The organism is Streptomyces sp. NPDC093225, from assembly GCF_044753805.1.
In the GTDB taxonomy this organism is placed as follows: Bacteria; Actinomycetota; Actinomycetes; order Streptomycetales; family Streptomycetaceae; genus Streptomyces.
Genome location: NZ_JBIVNX010000002.1, coordinates 227450 through 245246, shown reverse-complemented (window position 1 = coordinate 245246; position 17797 = coordinate 227450). Strand labels below are relative to the sequence as shown.

22 protein-coding genes are annotated in these 17797 nt (G+C 69.6%); 7 read left to right on the top strand and 15 right to left on the bottom strand.

Annotated elements, in window-relative coordinates; genetic code table 11:
- Positions 1-66 precede the first annotated feature (66 nt).
- From ACIQCH_RS03160 to ACIQCH_RS03145, 4 genes are all read left to right on the top strand, one after another.
- The gene (locus tag ACIQCH_RS03160) at positions 67-417 is read left to right on the top strand and encodes a plasmid mobilization protein (protein WP_402577336.1); all 351 of its coding nucleotides are present in this window, start codon (positions 67-69) and stop codon (positions 415-417) included.
- Positions 414-2144 (top strand): relaxase/mobilization nuclease domain-containing protein, encoded by a 1731-nt coding sequence (locus tag ACIQCH_RS03155; RefSeq protein WP_402577334.1) that lies wholly within the window; start codon positions 414-416, stop codon positions 2142-2144. Before ACIQCH_RS03160 ends, ACIQCH_RS03155 begins: the two co-directional genes overlap by 4 nt.
- A 179-nt stretch (positions 2145-2323) precedes the next feature.
- Complete coding sequence (locus ACIQCH_RS03150; protein WP_402577332.1) at positions 2324-2656, top strand: hypothetical protein; 333 nt, start codon at positions 2324-2326, stop codon at positions 2654-2656.
- A gap of 84 nt (positions 2657-2740) precedes the next feature.
- Complete coding sequence (locus ACIQCH_RS03145) at positions 2741-3436, top strand: hypothetical protein (protein WP_402577330.1); 696 nt, start codon at positions 2741-2743, stop codon at positions 3434-3436.
- A gap of 201 nt (positions 3437-3637) precedes the next feature.
- Here ACIQCH_RS03145 and ACIQCH_RS03140 read toward each other — a convergent pair whose 3' ends face one another.
- From ACIQCH_RS03140 to ACIQCH_RS03130, 3 genes are read right to left on the bottom strand one after another with little or no spacing between them, the layout of a single operon-like run.
- Positions 3638-4384: a DUF317 domain-containing protein gene (locus ACIQCH_RS03140; protein WP_402577329.1), complete on the bottom strand. Its 747-nt coding sequence runs from the start codon at positions 4382-4384 to the stop codon at positions 3638-3640.
- Positions 4385-4403: 19 nt separating this feature from the next.
- Positions 4404-4697 (bottom strand): hypothetical protein, encoded by a 294-nt coding sequence (locus tag ACIQCH_RS03135; protein WP_402577328.1) that lies wholly within the window; start codon positions 4695-4697, stop codon positions 4404-4406.
- A 53-nt stretch (positions 4698-4750) separates the two neighbouring features.
- On the bottom strand, positions 4751-5113 hold the full coding sequence (locus ACIQCH_RS03130; protein WP_402577326.1) for a DUF317 domain-containing protein: 363 nt from the start codon (positions 5111-5113) through the stop codon (positions 4751-4753).
- A 376-nt stretch (positions 5114-5489) separates the two neighbouring features.
- Here ACIQCH_RS03130 and ACIQCH_RS03125 point away from each other — a divergent pair, with 376 nt between their 5' ends.
- The 3 genes from ACIQCH_RS03125 (at position 5490) to ACIQCH_RS03115 (ending at position 8514) form a co-directional block, all read left to right on the top strand.
- Positions 5490-6302 (top strand): class I SAM-dependent methyltransferase, encoded by an 813-nt coding sequence (locus ACIQCH_RS03125; protein ID WP_402577324.1) that lies wholly within the window; start codon positions 5490-5492, stop codon positions 6300-6302.
- 20 nt (positions 6303-6322) lie between these two features.
- Positions 6323-7153, top strand: coding sequence for an SDR family oxidoreductase (locus tag ACIQCH_RS03120; protein ID WP_402577322.1), 831 nt, complete (start codon positions 6323-6325; stop codon positions 7151-7153).
- 452 nt (positions 7154-7605) lie between these two features.
- A complete protein-coding gene (locus tag ACIQCH_RS03115) occupies positions 7606-8514 on the top strand; it encodes a hypothetical protein (protein WP_402577320.1) in 909 nt (302 codons plus the stop codon).
- 95 nt (positions 8515-8609) lie between these two features.
- On the opposite strand, the gene ACIQCH_RS03110 is transcribed toward ACIQCH_RS03115, so the two are convergent.
- The 12 genes from ACIQCH_RS03110 to ACIQCH_RS03055 form a co-directional block, all read right to left on the bottom strand.
- Positions 8610-9596 carry a SpaA isopeptide-forming pilin-related protein gene (locus tag ACIQCH_RS03110; protein WP_402577318.1) on the bottom strand — a complete coding sequence of 329 codons (987 nt, stop codon included), beginning with the start codon at positions 9594-9596 and terminating at the stop codon, positions 8610-8612.
- 50 nt (positions 9597-9646) lie between these two features.
- Positions 9647-10423: a hypothetical protein gene (locus ACIQCH_RS03105; RefSeq protein WP_402577316.1), complete on the bottom strand. Its 777-nt coding sequence runs from the start codon at positions 10421-10423 to the stop codon at positions 9647-9649.
- 131 nt (positions 10424-10554) lie between these two features.
- Positions 10555-11394 (bottom strand): DUF317 domain-containing protein, encoded by an 840-nt coding sequence (locus ACIQCH_RS03100; protein WP_402577314.1) that lies wholly within the window; start codon positions 11392-11394, stop codon positions 10555-10557.
- A gap of 120 nt (positions 11395-11514) precedes the next feature.
- The gene (locus tag ACIQCH_RS03095; RefSeq protein ID WP_402577312.1) at positions 11515-11916 is read right to left on the bottom strand and encodes a hypothetical protein; all 402 of its coding nucleotides are present in this window, start codon (positions 11914-11916) and stop codon (positions 11515-11517) included.
- Positions 11917-11945: 29 nt separating this feature from the next.
- Positions 11946-13205 carry an MFS transporter gene (locus ACIQCH_RS03090; protein ID WP_402577310.1) on the bottom strand — a complete coding sequence of 420 codons (1260 nt, stop codon included), beginning with the start codon at positions 13203-13205 and terminating at the stop codon, positions 11946-11948.
- A 155-nt stretch (positions 13206-13360) separates the two neighbouring features.
- Positions 13361-13873, bottom strand: a complete 513-nt coding sequence (locus ACIQCH_RS03085; protein ID WP_402577308.1) for a hypothetical protein — start codon at positions 13871-13873, stop codon at positions 13361-13363.
- Entirely contained in the window at positions 13870-14733 is an 864-nt protein-coding gene (locus tag ACIQCH_RS03080; protein WP_402577306.1) for a winged helix-turn-helix transcriptional regulator, read from the bottom strand. Before ACIQCH_RS03080 ends, ACIQCH_RS03085 begins: the two co-directional genes overlap by 4 nt.
- Positions 14734-14754: 21 nt before the next feature.
- A complete protein-coding gene (locus tag ACIQCH_RS03075; RefSeq protein ID WP_402577304.1) occupies positions 14755-15177 on the bottom strand; it encodes a hypothetical protein in 423 nt (140 codons plus the stop codon).
- Complete coding sequence (locus ACIQCH_RS03070) at positions 15178-15630, bottom strand: hypothetical protein (RefSeq protein WP_402577302.1); 453 nt, start codon at positions 15628-15630, stop codon at positions 15178-15180.
- On the bottom strand, positions 15624-16082 hold the full coding sequence (locus tag ACIQCH_RS03065; protein ID WP_402577300.1) for a hypothetical protein: 459 nt from the start codon (positions 16080-16082) through the stop codon (positions 15624-15626). Before ACIQCH_RS03065 ends, ACIQCH_RS03070 begins: the two co-directional genes overlap by 7 nt.
- 146 nt (positions 16083-16228) lie before the next feature.
- Positions 16229-16882: a hypothetical protein gene (locus tag ACIQCH_RS03060; protein ID WP_402577298.1), complete on the bottom strand. Its 654-nt coding sequence runs from the start codon at positions 16880-16882 to the stop codon at positions 16229-16231.
- 170 nt (positions 16883-17052) lie between these two features.
- Entirely contained in the window at positions 17053-17754 is a 702-nt protein-coding gene (locus tag ACIQCH_RS03055) for a hypothetical protein (protein WP_402577296.1), read from the bottom strand.
- Positions 17755-17797: the final 43 nt, after the last annotated feature.

The window sequence follows — 17797 nt, the reverse complement described above, 5'->3', positions numbered from 1 at the left end:
CGAGCGTCCGAGCAGCCGCCCGTCCGTAACCGTCTGCGCAAGTCCGCTGCCGACAAGCGCGTGCACATGATCGCCAGCCGATTCAACGACTCCGAGAAGCAGAGCCTCCTCGACGCCGCCAGCGCCAGTGCGATGACGCTGTCCGGTTTTCTCGCGCACGCCGCGCTCGCCGCTGCCCGCGATCTCTCGCGTACGGCTGCCGCGGTCGCCGGCGAGCGAGAGATGCTGAACGAGCTGTTCGCCCTGCGCCGGCACCTCGGCCAGATCGGCAACAACGTCAACCAGGTGGCGAAGGCCTTGAACTCCGGTGCGGACGCCCCCCACGCGAAGGCCGTGCTCGCCGCCGTACACCGAGCGGCACAACGCGTGGACGACTTCACCCGCCGCCACGTCGACTCGGGCGGCACCTCCCGGTGATACCCCGAGTCCACAAGCGCGGCACCCGAACCATCGGCCTGCTGTACTACCTGTACGGCCCGGGCACCCACGAAGAACACATCGACCCGCACCTCGTCGCGGCCTGGGACAGCCTCGCGCCCGATCCGGGCCGCGACCCCGACGCCACCCACCAGGCCCTCCAGCAGCTCCTGGACCTCCCGGTTGACTCCGTCACACCCAGCCGACGCCCGGCCAAGCATGTGTGGCACCTGTCCGTACGGGCGGCCCCCGAAGACCCCGTCCTCTCCGACCAGCAGTGGGCAGACATCGCCCGCCGCATGGTCTCCGCCACGGGCATCGCCCCGGACGACGGCCGACCCGGCTGCCGTTGGGCCGCTGTCCGTCACGCAGACGACCACATCCACATCATCGCGACCCTCGTCCGCGAGGACGGCCGCAAGCCCCGCCTGCACGCCGACGCCGCCCGCTCCCAGGCCGAAGCACGCCGAATCGAGATCGACTACGGCCTGCGCCGTCTCGACACTGGTGATGGCACCGCTGCCCAGCGCCCGACCAGTGCCGAGCGCCACAAGGCCAACCGCCAGCAGCGGGAGCGAACCCCCCGCGAGGAGCTTCGTGAGACGGTACGCCGGGCGGTTGCCGGCGCCCAGGGCGAGCAGGAGTTCCTCGAGCGCCTGGCCGCCGCTGGCCTGCTCGTACGACCGAAGGTTGCTCCCTCCGGGGACCTGCTCGGGTACTCCGTGGCGCTGCCGGACGACCGCAACAGCAAGGGCGAACCGGTCTTCTACTCAGGCACCAAGCTCGCCCCCGACCTGTCCCTGCCCCGCATCCGCGAGCGTTGGGAGGCGACGGAGCCGTCCATCCAAGACAGCACGGGCGTCACGGCCGACACTCCACTGCGCGCGGTCCCTGGACCCGCTACTGCCCGGCGGACAGCGACCAACGCCGCCTGGCAGGCCGTCCTGGTGCTCGACAGCGGCGACGACGGGTTGATCGCCGCGCACATCGCGGCGGCCGGCGAGGTCCTCGACGCCCTCGCGAAGACCTCCGCCGCCCATACCCGCAAGCAGCTGAGTGAGGCGGCCTTCGCCTTCGAACGAGCCTCCCGATCCCACGTCCGCGCCGCGCGCGGGCAGGACCAGGTCCTGCGGCAGGCGGCCCGCGACCTGGTCCAGGGCGGCCCGGCACTCGGCCGTGGGGAGGACGGAGCGACCACGGCAATGCTGATCGATATGGCGTTCTTCCTCGTCACCGCCGCCGCGGCCTGGCACAGCAAGAAGGAACACGCGCAGCAGGCTACCGCTGCCCTCCAGGCGGCCGAACACCTGCGCGCGGCCTACCGGGCCGCAGCCGGACACCCCATGGCCGTGCTCCACCAGCGGGGCCGCTTGTTGCCCTCGGCTGTCCACCGCCGGCACGCCGCTGTCGTTCGTCGGGCGTTGCCGGAGCTGGCCGAGCAGGTGCTGGCCGAGGCCGGGTGGTCCGCCCTCGCCTCGACCCTCGCTGATGCCGAGGCCGCAGGGCACGATCCGGCAGGACTGCTCGTGCAGGCCGCTGGCCGAAGGGAGTTGGACACGGCGGACTCCGTCAGCGACGTCTTGGTGTGGCGGCTTCGCCGCATAGCTGGACTTCCTGCCGACGCCTCCGCGATGCCCCTCCACAGCACCGCGGCAACCAGGAAGTCGCGTTCGCACATGGATGGCCCTGCTGACACCCGCCGGGACGGGCGTGGCCGAGCCCGGTGATGTTGAGAGATTTGATAGTTGAACGAGGCCACGGGCCTGGTGCACGATCTGTCCTGCCCGGTAGGACCTGGACGAGGGGGGGGGACCTCATGTTCGGACGCAGACGTGAACGTCGAGAACGGCTCGATGCCCAGCGGCAGTGGGAGGAATGGAGCGCGGCTCACGTCGAGCCTGCCTCGGTGGCCGACCAGCAGGAGCCGGAGTCCGTACCGGTCGTTTACGACTTCCTGCCTGCAGACCTGCGCCTGCCCACGCGCGAGGAGCTGGCCGGAATCCTGATGCCGCACGCCGGCCCCCTCGTCCTCGACGGGGAGGTCCGCGCCTGCGCAGAGTGCGGCGCGTACCGGAAGTGGATCGTCGCCAGTACCAAGAACGGGATCTGGCTGCGCTGCCCGGCGGGCCATGAGGAGGTCGAGCCCCGCCTCGACAACGCCTGGTTCAACCGCACCAGCGGACCGCTCGGCGACCAGCACGCCACCTACGAGGAATGCCTGCGCGCCCTCGGCTACTGACCCAACCCCTGCCGCCCATGATGCCGGAGGAGAGCCCCACGGGGGTCCGGCCGTCAGACCCGACCGACCACACAGGGGTTCCACATGCGTATACGCACCATCGGCACCAGCCTCACCGTGCTGGCCACCCTCGCACTGGCAGGCTGCTCCGACACTGGCACGTCGCAGGACGTCAGCCCGCAGGCCGGCGCGCCGTCGGGAGCGAGCAAGCCGGGCGCCGCGAAGACCGGCGCTCCGCTGTCGTCCGATGTCCTCTCCGCGCGGCTGCTCACCACGGCCGACTTGGGCCAGGACTACGCTCCGAAGGCCGAGAGCACCGCACGTCACGACGACGTGACGGTGATCGGCTGCCCTGCGCTGGAGCAGCTCGGCGGTGACGCAGCCGCCGGCGGGAGCCTGGACTTCCCGAACGAGGCCAAGGCCGCCTTCGTCTACGCCGGCAGCGCGGACTCCGAGATCACCGAGGAGCTGTACAGCGACAGCGTGCCGAAGCTGTCCAGTGGCACGAAGCAGATCTTCGAGGCGATGACCGGGTGTCCGGTTTACCAGATCGTGGTCGGCAGCGATCCGGTCAAGATCACCACCCAGAAGCTGGCCGCACCTGCCCTCGGCGACGAGGCCTGGAGCCAACTCCTCACCTTCACCGTCGGAGGGCGGGACAGCGTGGTCAAGCAGACCGCCGTCCGCAGCGGAGTCGTCCTGCTGGTCGTCTCCGGATCTCCTGCCCTGGTCGACTCCCACACACAGAAGGCCCTCGACAAGGCCCTCGCCAGCCGCTGAGCCAGCCGACCCGGCCCGGGTGCTCCACGGAGCATCCGGGCCGCTCTCCTTCCGCAGGAAGGACTGACCGCGCGAGCCGAACGGCGAGCGCGGAGAACACCGCAGGCCCGGTCCCCCTTGGTGGAGGGGGACCGGGCCGGCGGTGCTGGTGCGGAAGGCTGAGCGGCAGCGCGTGCCGGGGCTGGGCAGCGGCCCGTTCTGTCAGCCGGGGAGGCTGAAGGTCAGGCGGCCGGCGGAAAGGTCGGGCAGGATGCGGCGCCGTACCGGGGCGGGTGAGGCGATCGAGGCGGCGAAGCTCCCGACCAGGTCGTGCGGGGTGCTGGCGCTGAAGGTCGCGCACCACAGGTAGGGCGAGCCGAGTACCGGCTCGGCCCACGCCTGCCAGCCCATCAGGTCTGGACGCGGGTCGCCGTCCTGGATGCCGTCGGGCAGCGGCCCCCAGCTGAAGCCCGCCGAAAGTCCGGCGTCCCAGGCAGTGGTCTTCGGATGGTCGAAGTCGCGGGGCCAGCCCATCGCGGACAGCTGGGCGAGGACGGCCTCCGGGCCCGCGTAGCCAACGGCGGGTTCGGGACGGGCCTCGACAGCGAGGAGGAAATCCGCGATGGCCTCGTGCGGTGTACCGGGGGTGAAGTACGCGTTCCACTCGGCCAAGGCGCTGTCACGGTGCGTACGAGCGGAGATCTGCCAGGCCACGGGCAGCCCGCCCAGCAGGAAGGCGTGGTCGGTACGGATCCACTCGGCGCCGCACAGACCGGTCGGGCTCACGAAGAGCAGGGTACTGCGGGCGGTCGTCCAGCTCATCCAGCCGGACTCGGCCAAGGTGTCGGAGATGCGGTCTGCGAGCAGGCCGTCGTCACCAGCGAGGTGGCGGGGGGTGACCCAGAAGGACAGGCCGTGGTCGGGGGCGGACGGGTAGCGGGAAGAACGGGAGTTCAGGGGCGCCTCCACGGCGGGATGGGACGAGGGTTTACTGGTTGCCCGTAGCGCTGCGGCGTCGGCGGGGCGGGGCTTCGACGGAGTCCTGCCAGTTCACGGCTACGGCGACGGACGGCGGCACAGGGCCCAGCTGATCGCCGCTTTCGACGATGTAGACCACGGTTCGCCCGTGTGCGTCCACAGCCGGGACGATGCCGCCCACCGTGTGCTCCAAGGCGAAGAGCGGATTGATGGCAAGGCGAAGGGGGGCATCGCGGTCGAAGGCCGAGAGGCGGTCGATCATCGCGCCAACGGTGAGTTCCGGGTGCAAGGTGTTCTCCTTCATCGTCATGTGGTCGGGCAGGCGTGCTCGGGCGAGGACTGCGCTTCGGGGCGGAGTCAGGTCGAGTGCACGGGCTGGGAGGTACCGATGACCTCGGCCACGGCTGCGGCGACGATCTGGGCCGGGGTCTCGACATCGAAGCTGATGCGATACCCCGGTACGTCGGCTGTACCGGTGACGGCGATCACCCAGCCTTCGTGGTCGGTGCCGGGGCGTCCGGTCGGGAACCATCCGAGGTAGAACGCGCCGTCACGGGAGTTGATGTGCAGGTCGGCCCGGTCGTCCACCACGAGCTTGAAGTCCTCGTCGGTGAACTGGTCGATCACCATCGCCGGCTGCCCGGGGCCCAGCCGCCAGGTGCGCAGTCGTAGGGCCGCGATCGTCGTGGAGAATCCGGGCTTCGCAGTGTCCACGGTCAAGGGCGAAGAACCTCTCTGACCTGGGGTTTCTTGGGAAGGTGTCTACGTTGACATCCGTTGCGGCGTTGCACCAGTCCTTTGCGGATCTTTCCTGTCTGCCCCGGGCGAACTGCCGACGTCCCGGCAGCCCAGATCGCGCATCCAGCAAACGCTGCCACCTCCAGCCTCTCGCGCACACTCGAGTGGGCAGGGCATGCGGGCACGCAGCTGGAGCTCTGCAGCCTCGCACCCAGAACCGCGTGACCTGCGCTAGGACCCGGACGTCGTGCTGGCGGCCGGGAGCGGACCGTCGCGGGGCTCCGAAATTCAAGGTGATCACTTCCTCGGCTCCCCTAACCTGCCGACACCGACAGCCCCTCCCGACGAGGACTTCCCGATGACGAGCAAACCCTCTGTACGCCCGGAGATCATCGACTTCTACGCCCGGTCCGACGAAGCTGCACGGCTGAGCACCACCGCCACAGGCGTCCTGGAGTTCACGCGCACCCGCGAGTTACTCCGCCGCCACCTCCCTCCAGCTCCAGCCCGTGTGCTTGATGTTGGCGGCGGTCCTGGAACCCACGCCCGGTGGCTCGCCGACGACGGCTACACAGTGCACGTCGTGGACCCAGTCCCTAAGCACGTCACCCAGGCAACGGCCGTCGCGGGCGTTACAGCGGAGCTCGGCGACGCCCGAAGCCTCAGCGCTGCGGCCGGCACGTACGACGTCGTGCTGCTCCTCGGCCCGCTCTACCACCTCCACGACAAGACCGACCGGATCTCCGCTCTGAGGGAGGCAGCCCGTGTGGCCCGGCCCGGTGGGCTAATCGCCGCGGCGGCGATCTCCCGCTACTCACCTCTCCTGGACTACATCGCGACCACCGGTATCACCGAGTCCGCGATCCAGGACGGAGTCCGCGACACCCTGGCCCAGGGCCGTTACGCCGGACAGCGCGGCTTCACCGTCGCCTACTTCCAGACATCCACCGAGCTGCGCGCAGAGATCACCGCCGTAGGTCTCACCGACCCCACCCTCTTCGGAATCGAAGGACCGGGCTGGGTGGCAGTCAAGGCCATCGAGAAGTACACCGGTGCCAACCTCATGGGCACGGACATGTACGAAGCTGCCCTAGCCGCGGCACGCCTCGCGGAACCGCACCCCGCCCTCACCGACGCCTCTGCCCACATTCTCGCCTTCACCCAGGCCTGACCGGTCTAAGGTGTCGCCTCATGACGCTGCTGATCGTGGGTGGGTCCGGATTCCTGGGCGCCGAGCTGGTCCGGCAGGCGGTATCTGTTGGGCACCCGACAGCCGCGACCTTCGCCACCAGACCCGGGAGCGCTCCGGACGTTTCCTGGTACAACCTGGACCTCCGGGACCCCAGGGGTGTCGAAGCGGTCGTGGCCGAACTCGGCCCGCGCGCCATCATCAACGCTTCGAGCGGCAAGGCGGACTGGGCGGTCACGGCCGAGGGGCCCGTCCGCCTCGCGATCGCTGCGGCGAAGGCCGGGAGCAGGATGATCCAGGTCTCCAGCGACGCGGTCTTCTCCGGCATGGGGCCCCGTGTCCACTACGACGAACGAGCCCGTCCCGACCCCATCACCCCGTACGGGGCGGCGAAGGCCGCGGCGGAATCGGTGCTCCTCGTCCATCCGAACACCGTCGTGGCCCGCACTTCCCTGATCATCGGCGACGGGCAGTCCGAACACGAACGAACCGTCCACGAACTCGCCGCTGGCACCCGTGCCGGACGCCTCTTCACAGACGACTTCCGGTGCCCGGTGCACGTGACCGATCTGGCCGCAGCCCTCCTGGAACTCGCTGCGGGCGACACGACTGGAGTCCACCACCTCGGCGGCAACCAGGCCTTCAGCCGCCACGAGCTGGGCGTGCTCATCGCCCAACGCGACGGACTCGACCCATCCAGACTGCGCACCGGACTACGGGCAGACAGCACGCTTCCTGGACCTCTCGACGTCCGCCTCGACAGCCGCTCGACACAGCGCAAGCTCCGCACGACGCTGCGCGGCGCGCACCAGTTCCTCGCCCCAACGGCCTGAACGTCGCAGCCCACCGAACGCGCAACACGTGCCCTGGATATGCGGCGAGGGCGGCTTTTGGCCTGGCTGGGTTGTTGGACCAGGTGCGACCCCGAAAGCCGTGGTATCGCAGCTGTGGGGTGCGGCCCGGGCTGCCGACCCCACAGCTCGCTCAGCCGCGATGCAGAAGGCTGGCTGCTTCCTTGACGATTAGTGCCACCACGCCGGCGACGAACGCGCCAAGCGCCCGGTCCACCAGGTTGTGTTCCTGTCGGCGCCCGGCCCTGTCCGGACGGGGGTGTGCACGGTGCCGCTTGCGTCGAGCCACGAGAACCTCCACGGGGTCGTGCCCTCGCATCTCGGCAACCACCTGGATCGCTGCGCGAGGGCTCCTGTCTGACGCCGATCACTCTGTCGGGGGAACGCCAAAGCGAGCCCGAAAGCTGACCCCGTTTCGGTGTAACTTCCAGAACGTGGAAGAAACCCAGGTCAAGGAATGGGCGCCGGGCACGGCGGACGATCTCGTGCGCGATGCGGATGCCCTTGGTGTTGAGCAGGTCTCCACGAGGATGATCACCGACTGGGTGGAAGTCGGCCTTCTGGCCACACCCGAGTTCCACAAGTCCACCCAGCACGGCAGGGACCCCAGCGTCTACCCCGCGGTCCAGCGTCGACTGTTCAGCGAACTGCTGCAGGCGCGCAAGCGATCCCCACTCAAGAGGGTTCCCCACCACACCATGATTCCCGTGGTGCTGTTCGTATGGCTCACCAGTGACACCGTCATCCCGGTTGCCCAGGCTCGACGAGCTCTTCGTACGTATGCGCAAACCACTGGTAAGACGAACAGGGTCCGGCGACAGGAAAATGCTCGCCGCATCGTGGACCAGTTCGCCCATCCGTCTGCCACCTATCAACAGCGCCGCACCACGCAGCTGCTTATCGAGGAAGGCGAAAGGACTCGAAATCCGGACTGGGGGAAGCTGCATTCGGCACTCACCACCCTGTGCTCACCATGGCGTAGTGCTGGTCTGCCTCTACTGGAGCGCGGCATCGGCCGACCGGACATGCCATTGACGGTGACCGATGCAATCGTGATCAAGGTAGCTGCTCAGCAGCTCACGGCCCAGCTTCGCGCCGAGCAGGTCCGCGAAGAAGACCTTCTGGAAGCGCGAAGGGTGCATCGGATCGACTGGGCGCAATACGAGGCAGCCCGGAGCCAACAGCAACCCGAGGGCACGACCCCCGGGTTCTTCGCGGCTCCCGAGGGCATGGAGGCACGAGCCCGCGAGCAGGTACACGCATTCACGGGAACCCTGGCAGGCACACTGGGCCTCATCGCAAAGGTGGCCGCCAAGGCGCGAAACGGCCGACACCCATTTTGAGGAATACCCCTCCGCTCGGGCAACGCGAGGGCCCCAGGTACTGAACGTTCCTGGGGCCCCAAGGGTGTGTCATTCAACTCCGCGTGGCTGGTCGGTCAGCTGGATGCCGGACTCTCCTCCTCGGCCATGTTTCGGTGTCGGCGGACGGCGAACAGTGCGCCGCCGCCTGCGGCGAGCAGGACTCCGGCTCCGGCCAGCAGCCATCCCGTCGAGTCCGCGCCGGTCTGGGCGAGGGAGCCCGTCGGCGAGGGGGAAGAGGTGCTCGACGTGGTCTGCGTGGAGGCCGGGGCTGCGGAGGTCGAGGTCGAGGTGGACGGCTCCGGCGTGCTGGTGGGCTTCTCCGACGGCGTGATGGGTGGGGTCGTGGGGTTCGTCGGGGTCGGCGCAGGGGTGGTGGGCGGCTGGGTCGGCTGGGCCTTCTTGGTGTTGGTGAAGGCGGCGGTGGTCGGGGCTCCGGGCTTCGCGGTCATCTTCACCGGGGTGGAGTCCAGCTGGTAGCCGTCGGGGGCCGTCGTCTCGGTCGCCGTGTAGGCGGTGCCGTCGCGCGAGGTGACGGGCAGCTTGGCTGTGGCAGTGCCGTCCTTGCCCGTGGTGAGCGTGACGGGCTTGGTGTCGCCGCTGGCCGGGGTGATGTTGATGACGGCGCCGGCGAGCGGCTTGCCGGTCTTCTTGTCGGTCTTCGTGACCGTGAGGTCGGCGGGCTTGTACGGGTCGAGGATTGTGAGCTTGACCGTCTGGCCGGGGGTGATGATGACGTCCTGGTCCGGGGCCAGGTCGTGGATCGGGCTGCCGGTGGCCGTCTCCTTGAGCCGCCAGACGCCGGGGGCGACGCCGTCGAAGCGAAGGGTGCCGTCGGCGGAGGTCTTGCCGGTCAGGGCCTTGGTCCCGTTGACGGTGTCGAGCAGGGAGAACTCAGCGCCTGCGAGGAGGGCTCCGGTGGGGTCCTTCTTGATGATCTCGACGATTCCGGGCTGGGGTTCGGGGGCTTCGGCCCAGGCGGCCGGCGCCGCTCCCAGGGCCGCGGTGGCGAGAGCGGTCGTGGCTGCCGCCGCTGCGGTCCAGCGGATGGTGCGGGTACGCATACGGAAGGGGGTCTCCTTGGTCGGTGGAGGCGTGTTGACGCCGGGGGAATTCATCGGGAGCGAGCGGACGCAGGTAGGGTCCGCACCGGTGCGGGCAGGGGCAGGCTGGTGCGCGGTGGGGTTGGAGGCTTCGGCTCCAGGCGGAGCGTGGCGTAGCGGCGGGAGGCTTCCTTGACGACGGTGTGCTGGTCGTCGGTGCTCAGGTTGTCGATGCGGGCGAGGGCCTCGGCCGTTCTGGGCCCGTACGGGATTCCGACGGTCTGCGTGATGTGGGCGGCGGCTTCGGCCTCCGCGAGGACCCCGTACTCGACGGACAGCCCGAGCGTGTCCCTGACGCTGTAGCGAGCAGACCGCAGGTTCTCGGAGAGGGTGATGCCGTCGGCGGTGCCGAACCCCGCGTAGTCCAGGACGAGCCGGGTCGCCTGGCCGAGCAGATCCAGAAACTCGCGGTCGCCGCCCCAGAAGCCTTCCGGGTCGCGCAGTCCGGTTTCCCGCTCGGGTAGCTGGATGCCTTCCTGTCGAGAGAGAGGGTTCGCGCTCGATGGGGCGGGGGTCCACAGGGTGGCGTAGGCGCTGACTGCTTGTCTGAGGCCGGTGAGGTCGGCGCCCCGCCATGGGACATGGCTATTGGAATGCCAGTCGCGGATGCGGGCGTACCCGTCGCGGCCGGGGGCGCTGCCGCGTGCGGTGTCCCGCTCGGTGAACGTCCCGTGGTCTGCGAAGGCGAGGCCGGCAGTGTCCAGAGTTCCATTGTCGGCGTGGAGGACGGTCAGCTGAAGGCCGTCGTACTCGCCCTGGCGGATCGTGCGCCGGAAGTCGATACGCAACCGTAGGGGCGAGTCGGGTGCGGCAGTGCCGTAGTAGGTGTCCCCGATGACAGTGCCGCCAGGGAGAGGGGGCTGGAGCTCGGCGAAAAACCGTTCGGCGTGGAGAGGCAGGTGGACTCCTGGTCAGATGGTCAGCGCCGGGCAGGTGCTCTGGCCGCGCTGGGAAGTGCCGGCGGGAGGCTGCTGGTGCTCCAGCGCGGGATGGCCTTGGTCGTCACGGCAGGGGGGCGGCGTGCGGCAGAGGCCCGCTGAACGTCGAGGGGCGATGGCGCCGGCGGCTGTGGAGGTCGGACGGGGGTGAGCTTGGCCAGCGCCGCGAGCTCCGGGTGGAGGTGCTCCTGGTAGCGGGCGACCGGCGTGGGGTCGGTGAACGCCGCCGCGGTGGCAGCGATGAGGTGCGTGGGGGTTCGGGCGGTGAAGATTACTTCGGCTCGGGTGCCCCAGCCCGGCGGTCCGGCCCAGAGCGTGAGGAACACATCGTCCGGGTCCTCGCATCGACGGTCGATGAGGATGCCGGCCTGCCCGTCGGGGGCGGTGATCTCTACGATGCTGCGTTCGGCCGAGCCGTGGGTCCACCCGGCGTCAAGCAGCGGGTGCACCGAATCGACCCATCGGTAGGAAGGGGCGGCCAGGAACCGGTCGCCGCTGTCGGCCCAGTCGCTGGCCAGTGCGGTGGTGAGCCCAGCGACGAGTTCAGCCGGGGTGTTCTGGTTGAAGATCGCGGTCCACCGGGGCGCGGACGACGCATCCTCCCCGGCAGTGACCTTCCACAGGTCGTAGTCGTCGCCGAACCAGCCGATCCGGATGCGGTGATCGGGCGAAGTGACGAGGAGCTGACAGGGGCCGTCGTCGAGGTGGTGATGCGGCCAGTCCGTGACTGGGGCGAAGCCCGGGTCACCGACACCGCTGGATCCGGCGAGGTAGCGAGGGGTAACGAAGACGTCTCCGTCGGGGAGTTCAGGTTCGGGCATTGGTGTCCAGGAAGGTCGGGGAGAAGGGGGCGAGCAGGGAGCGCCCGTAAGTCGAAGCGAGGAAAACGGTGATCGTGTTGTGGTCCCGAACGGTTCGAGTCCGAAGCAGGGTCAGCTGCGTCAACGGCGTGTACGTCGGCCGACGGCAGGTCCGGGCGGGGTGGAACTGGCGACTTGGCCGGTCTGGGCGAGGTGGGACTCGGTTGAGGCACCGAACAGCTGGTCGTTCTCGGCAAGGAGGAGGGCTTCGCCCACCTCGGCACTGGCGGCATCAAGGGCACAGCGGGCGTCGAAGCGGGGTCCGTCGTCGGTGTTGGGCAGGGCGGCGCTGTCCACCCACCAAGCAAGCCGGCTGAGCAGGTGCTGGATGTCGGAGAGGAGGCCGGCATGGGCCAGTAGGTGACGGGCGAGGGCTTCTGCCTCGTCGTCCGGACTGGTCTTCAAGCAGTCGGCCAACACACGCAGCAGGGACGATGCTGCCGCTGTCTGGTCAGCTGACAGAGCGCTGGGCTGGTCGGGCATGTCGCTCCAGGAGGGGTGAGGAGGGTGGGTCAGCCGGTCGGCCGTGTGGGGCGGCGCATGACGGTTTCGCCTCGCAGTCGTCGGAAGGCAATGCCGAGGCCGACAGCCTGGAGGGCAGCGCAGCCCGTCAGGACGTGGCCGAGCACGGTTGCCGGGGTCACCGCGACGAGAATTCCGGCGAGCGGAAAGGGCGCGAGCATGATCAGGATCGTGATGCTGAGGGTGGCTCCGAAGACCTGCTCGGGGATGAGGTGGGAGCGCAGGGTGCGCAGCACTACCGTCATTCCGCCTTCGCCGGCCATGAGTACGGCGGTCAGTACGAGGAACTGGGTGTAGGTGCCGGCCTGGCTGACGGCGAGGCCCGCGATCGCCGCGACGGCCGCGCTGACGGCTCCGGCGGGCCAGAGGCCGACGCGGTCGATGGCGAACCGGACGCAGGCAACCGCGAGGAGCGAGGCGCCTGCAGCGGCCGACCAGATCACGCCGACGGCGACGCTGGAGTGGCCGAATTGCTGCATGACGATGATCGGTGCCGCGGCCTGCAGCATGCCGATCGCGATGTTGGAGACGGTAAGTCCCGTGATCAGCCAGGCGAGGGCGGGGATGGAGGCGAGTGTGCTCCATCCGGTCCGCAGCCCGGCGAACGCGGAGGCGGCGGCGGGGACCAGCCGTGTCTCACGGTGCCAGGGGGCAAGGGCCGCGCCGAGGAGGGAACAGGCGGCGATGGCGATCAGGGTGCCCGTGACTCCGGTCCAGTGCAAGAGGAATCCGGCGAGGGCGGGTCCCGCGAGCGTCGCGGTCTGATCGATGCCCAGGAGTACCGATTGCACGCGGTGGGCCCGATCTCCCGCGTCCTTGCTGGCCGTGGCCCCGGCGGTCTCGGCGGCGATGTACGAGAACTCGGTGACCACGCCGGTGATGGCGGCGAGCGCCATCACCGTGATGGTGGCCCCGGGTCCTCCGGCTTGGCCGGGCAGGATGACGGCTGCGGCCAGGACCACGAGAGCGCGCAGCACCGAGGCGATACGGAAGACGCGCTTGGTGCCGTAGCGGTCGACCATGGCGCCGGCCAGGGAGAACGCTGCGAGGCGGGGGACCCACTCCAGCGCGAACGCGAGGCCCGTGAGGGTAGCGGAGCGGGTAGTGGCCAGGACGATCAGCGGGATGCCGTACGTGGTCATCGCGAAGGCCGCAGCATCCGCCGTGCGGGGGAGGTAAATACGGCGGAGCAGGGACAGCTGCGGGAGAAGGGCATGCCGGGGGCCGGCGATCAGGAGATCGGTGGTCATCGTCGCTTTCACACAAGAACTCGCCCGCCTCGGCGAGCAGAAGAGAACAGAAGGTCAGAGGCGCGGGCTGCGGACGCTCGACGAGCTGACTACCGGACGCGTCCAACTGGGGGCCTTCGGCTGAGTCGCCGGGGGCTCGGGCTTGGGTGCGATGCTCACGCGGCCAGCTCCCAGCCCGCCGAGGCCCTGCCAGGCGTGGGTCGGCCCGAGTCTGCGGCGTGGTCCCGCAGCCAGGACGTGAACGCCGCCCGCAGCGCATCCAGGTCTTCATCCCAGACGGCGTCGCCGTCTTCGAAGGGCCCGGCAGCGCCGAGCAGGGTAAGCGTGGACTGGACCCGGACGACAAAGTCGGCCACGGGGGCCGGGTACCTCTGGGTTCGGGCCCACCGGGCGGCCATGTCGTAGATCTCGGCTAGTTCCGTGCCGCCGCGGGTGAGGAGCAGGCTCGGAACCCCCGCCTTCGTACCGATCCGTAGCAGGCCGAGGGTGCGGCCGGCCTTCGTGGCGTGGCGCAGCTGTTGGCGGGACAGCGAGGTGAGTGTGCGACTCAGGAGGTGCCGTTGCAGCGGTCCGTTGTCGTCGATCTCGGTGACGATCCGGATGAGGCCTGGGTGGGACAGGGCGACCGTGGCCTGGGCGAGAGCGTCCGAATCGGAGGAAGGCGTCATCGCGAGCGGCCTCCGGCCGGGGTCACGCCGACGGGGCGGGCCGGGGCGGTGTGGGAGAAGAGGTCCCCCGACCGCCACGACGCGCGGGAGGGAGCGGTGGTGACAGCGGAGACCCGCGGCCGTGCGGTGGCCCAGGCGCCGGGGCCGGACGGGAGCTGAGCAGGTTTCGGCGCCCGCACCGGGTGGGCTGCCGCTTCAGCCGGCTGGCAGCCTGCGGCCCATGCGGAGAGTGCCTGGTAGACAGGGGCCAGGGCCCGGCCGGCGGCGGTGAGCTCGGCGTTCCCGTCGCGGTCCTTGGTGACCAGTCCGTCGTCGGCGAGGCGTGCCAGCGGCTGGTAGACGTTGGTCAGGTGCCGATCGGGCATGGCTGTGGCGGCCACGGCCTTGGCGCTGGACGCTCCACGGCTGCGCAGCGCCCAGAGGATCGGCGTGGCCTGGCGCGGGGCGATCAGCATGAGGGTGTCCTCGATGTCCTGCGCTCGGGGTACCGGCTTGGGCACGCGGTGCCCGGTCGCCGGGTCCAGCACCGTTTCCTTCTCCAGGTGGGAGCTGCCCCACGCGGCGATCACGTTAAGGACGGGAAGCAGCTCGCGCCCGCGGCTGGACAGGCCGTAGAGCACGGTCTGCGCTTCGAACTCGCGGCGTTCGACCAGCCCTGCGTCGACAAGCTTGACGATCTTCGGGTGGAGCTGGCCGTCGGGGAGCCACGGCAGGGTGCGCTTGATCTCCCGGTAGCGCAGTGGCTTCTCGGCAAGGGTCATCAGCACCCACACGTTCCACCGGGGGGCGAGCATCTGCAGGGTTTCGGTGACACGGGACAGGTCGGACGCTATGAAGTCGGGCAGGCCGGTAGTAGTCAAAGTGGTGCTCCTGGGACAGGGTTAGCGGGTGCGCGCGGATGCTGCTGCGACTGCAGGAGCCGGGGACGGGGCTGCCGTCGTGGCGGTTGTGGCGTGCGCGGTGTCCCGAGCCGGAACGCGGTGCAGGCTCTGCAGTACGGCGGTGATGTGTTTGGCCTGGCTGTCGCGGACGGCGACGGCCTCGCCGATGCGCCGGGCGCAGTCGTGGATGTGGCCGGCATCGAAACGGCCGATCTCACGTTCTGGGTGCACGAGTTGGCGCAGGCGCTGCAGCTGGAAGGTGAGGTCGCGTTCCGCGAACTCGACGGTCTGGTGTGCGGCGAGCAGCGCGGACAGCATGTTCGGGTGGTCGGTGGAGTCGGCGTGCGCTTCGAGTTCGGCGCGTGGGCGGCCGTAGAGGGATTCGATGTGCTCGGCGATGAGCTGCGACGTGCTGTGGGGCAATCAGTGGCCTCTCGCACCTCGGACTGCGGGACCCGCGGGCGTAGGGGCCGTCATGGATGCAGCCTGGGTGTTGATCTTGGGGTGATTGGAGTGCGGTTGCCGTTCTCGACCAGTGGCCGACGGCGACATGACGCGCAGGAGTTGGCGTAGGGCCGTGACGTACTGGGTCCGGGCGGCCAGGGCGGCTTCCATCCACTGGGAGTCGAAGCGCAGCTCGGAGGCGGACAGTGCGTTCATGTCCGCCTCCGGGGCGGTGTAGCGGTGGACGCGGTCGCGGACTCGGGCGACCTGTTCCTCGGCCAGGGCCAGGAACGAACGCAGCTCCAGCGCCCGGTGCTCCGCCGGCGTACTGGTCCCGGCGGCAGCCGAGGCGTAAAGCTGGGCAATGGAAGCGCCGAAGACTTCCTCGAGGTCCGCGTCCTGGCTACTCGGCTTCGTCGAGGTGCTCACCATCGGCCTCCCCTGACCGGGATGGCCGTCGGGACCGCGGTCGGGCGGGCCACAGGGGTGGTCTGGATGGCGGGCCCGGTGCGCGCAGCGCCTCGCCACGCACCCGGTGCGCTCCGGTTGCCGGGTGCGTTGTCGTCGAGCAGGTGTCGTACGACCATGGCCCGGCCATCCCGTACGGCGACCAGCGTGTTCACCCGGTCGGCGAGTGCCATCACGGGGTCGTCCAGTTCGCCGACGGGTGCGCGGCCGAGGGCTTCGACGAGATCGTCCTCGGCTTGGTCCAGTACTCCTTGGGCGTCTTCGAGAAGTCCGTACCAGCGGGCCACCATCGTCGCGTCGGCATTGGCCTCCGGGGACACCTTCACCGCTTCGAGCAGCTGGTGAAGGGGGATGTGGAAGCGGGCTTCGATCTGCTGGGCGAAGGCACCCAGCACGTCGTCGAGTTCTTCGGGCAAGGCGAACTCCTCTCCATGAGGGCATGGGGCGACATGGGTCTGAACGGGAATGGGGCCCGGCGAACGGAGCGGGCGGGCAACTCCAATGGTCTGGAGAATCCCCGGTTTGGCTGACCGGGGATCATCGGGTATGCACGGGCCGGGGGTCAGCGGGTTCGGTCACGAGGCTGGGGCAGCGGCATCTGCCGAGCGACTGGCATCGCGGGCCGGACGGGCAGTGGGGCCGGCGGCGGCAGCGGGGTGGAGCGGTCCTCGAGCCAGTCGGTGGCGGCGTGGAGCGTCACGAACGCGCCTTCACGCAGGGTGTGGGTGAAGGATTCGAGGTCTGCCTGCTCCAACAGGACGCGGAAGGGCTTCACCACCCGCTCGTCGAGGGCCCGCAGCAGTACCACGGTCTCCGCCTTGTCGGAGGAGCTGTCGTCCGTGTAGCTGTAGAGCATGGCGAAGTGGTCGCCGTCGCCCATGACGCGCTGCTGCAGGGCGATCGTGGCCTGGTCCGCGGGCTTCGTGCCGACGCCGGGCCCAAGCGCGATGTCCTCCGGTGGGCAGCCCCGCTTGATGAGCCAGGACTGGACCATTGCGGGAATCGGTAGCTCGACGTGGCTGAAGTCGAAAGTCGCCTCGTCGAGGTTCCGGACGATGTGGAGCCCGACGAGCTGGGGCTCTCCCGGAACTCCCCAGGTGACCCCCTCGTCGAAGAGCACGTAGTAGCTGTGGCGGCCATCAGGGGTGTGGTGCTCCGCCATCCGGTACTGCGAATGCAGGTGGGACAGGACGGTCTGGTCGAAGTCGCGTTCCACCGAGGTGTCGGTGGGCGTGAAGTCGTCGAGGCGGAGCTGGGGCTGGTTTTCAGGCTTCGGGATGTCTGGACCTCATCGGGGGTGGCGGATCGGCCCCGGCCCGTGGAGGAGGGGCGACTGAGGCGAGGGCGGCCGGACGGGCACCGGCCGCCCCCGGCTCAGCTGGGGGCCTATCGGTGCGAGCGTGCAGGTGTCGGCCAGGAGCCCACGGAGGGGGCGGCCACGGCCGTCGGCACGGGATCGCGGCGGGCGCCGCCCGTAACCGTCGTACGCCCCTCTTCGGAGAGCGAGATGGGCTGGCCGGCGTGGATCGGACGGGAGGTGTCCCGCGTAACGAGCCCTGCTGCTTCCAGCCGTTGGAAGACGGTGTGGGGCAGGCGGGTTGTGGATGCCGTGATCACGGAGAGGCGCCCAGTCTGAAGGTGCTGATGAAGGTTGGCACCCTGGCTGATGGCGAGGAGTGCGGCGAACTCCGGGGCGGTCAGCTCCGGCCCCTCCAACGCGGTAGGTGCTGGGGCGGCGGCTTCGACAGGTTCCAGCGCGGCGACCGCCTGGGCCTGTCGGGCGTCCCGCGTCTCGGTGGTGGCCTTGAGCTGGCCGACGACCCGTTCGATACGGGTGATCAGGCGCTGGTCCATCGGTATCTCGCCGGAGGCAAGACGGTGCAGGAGGACGCGGTGGAAGGTGACCCCCCGTTCCGCGTCGGAGAGGCCGCGGTGGGCTTCGGCGAGCCGACTGAGCGGCTCGTCGAGCAGGCCTCGGTCGTGGTGCTTCCAGAGATGGTCGATGTTGTAGCCGACGGCCGCCTCGATGCGGTGATCGAGGTCCGTCAGGGACTTGGCAGGAGGGGTGGCGGAGGGCAGTACGGTCATCTCCTCGGCGGGTATTCGTGGTCAGGGAACAGGCCGGCTCCCG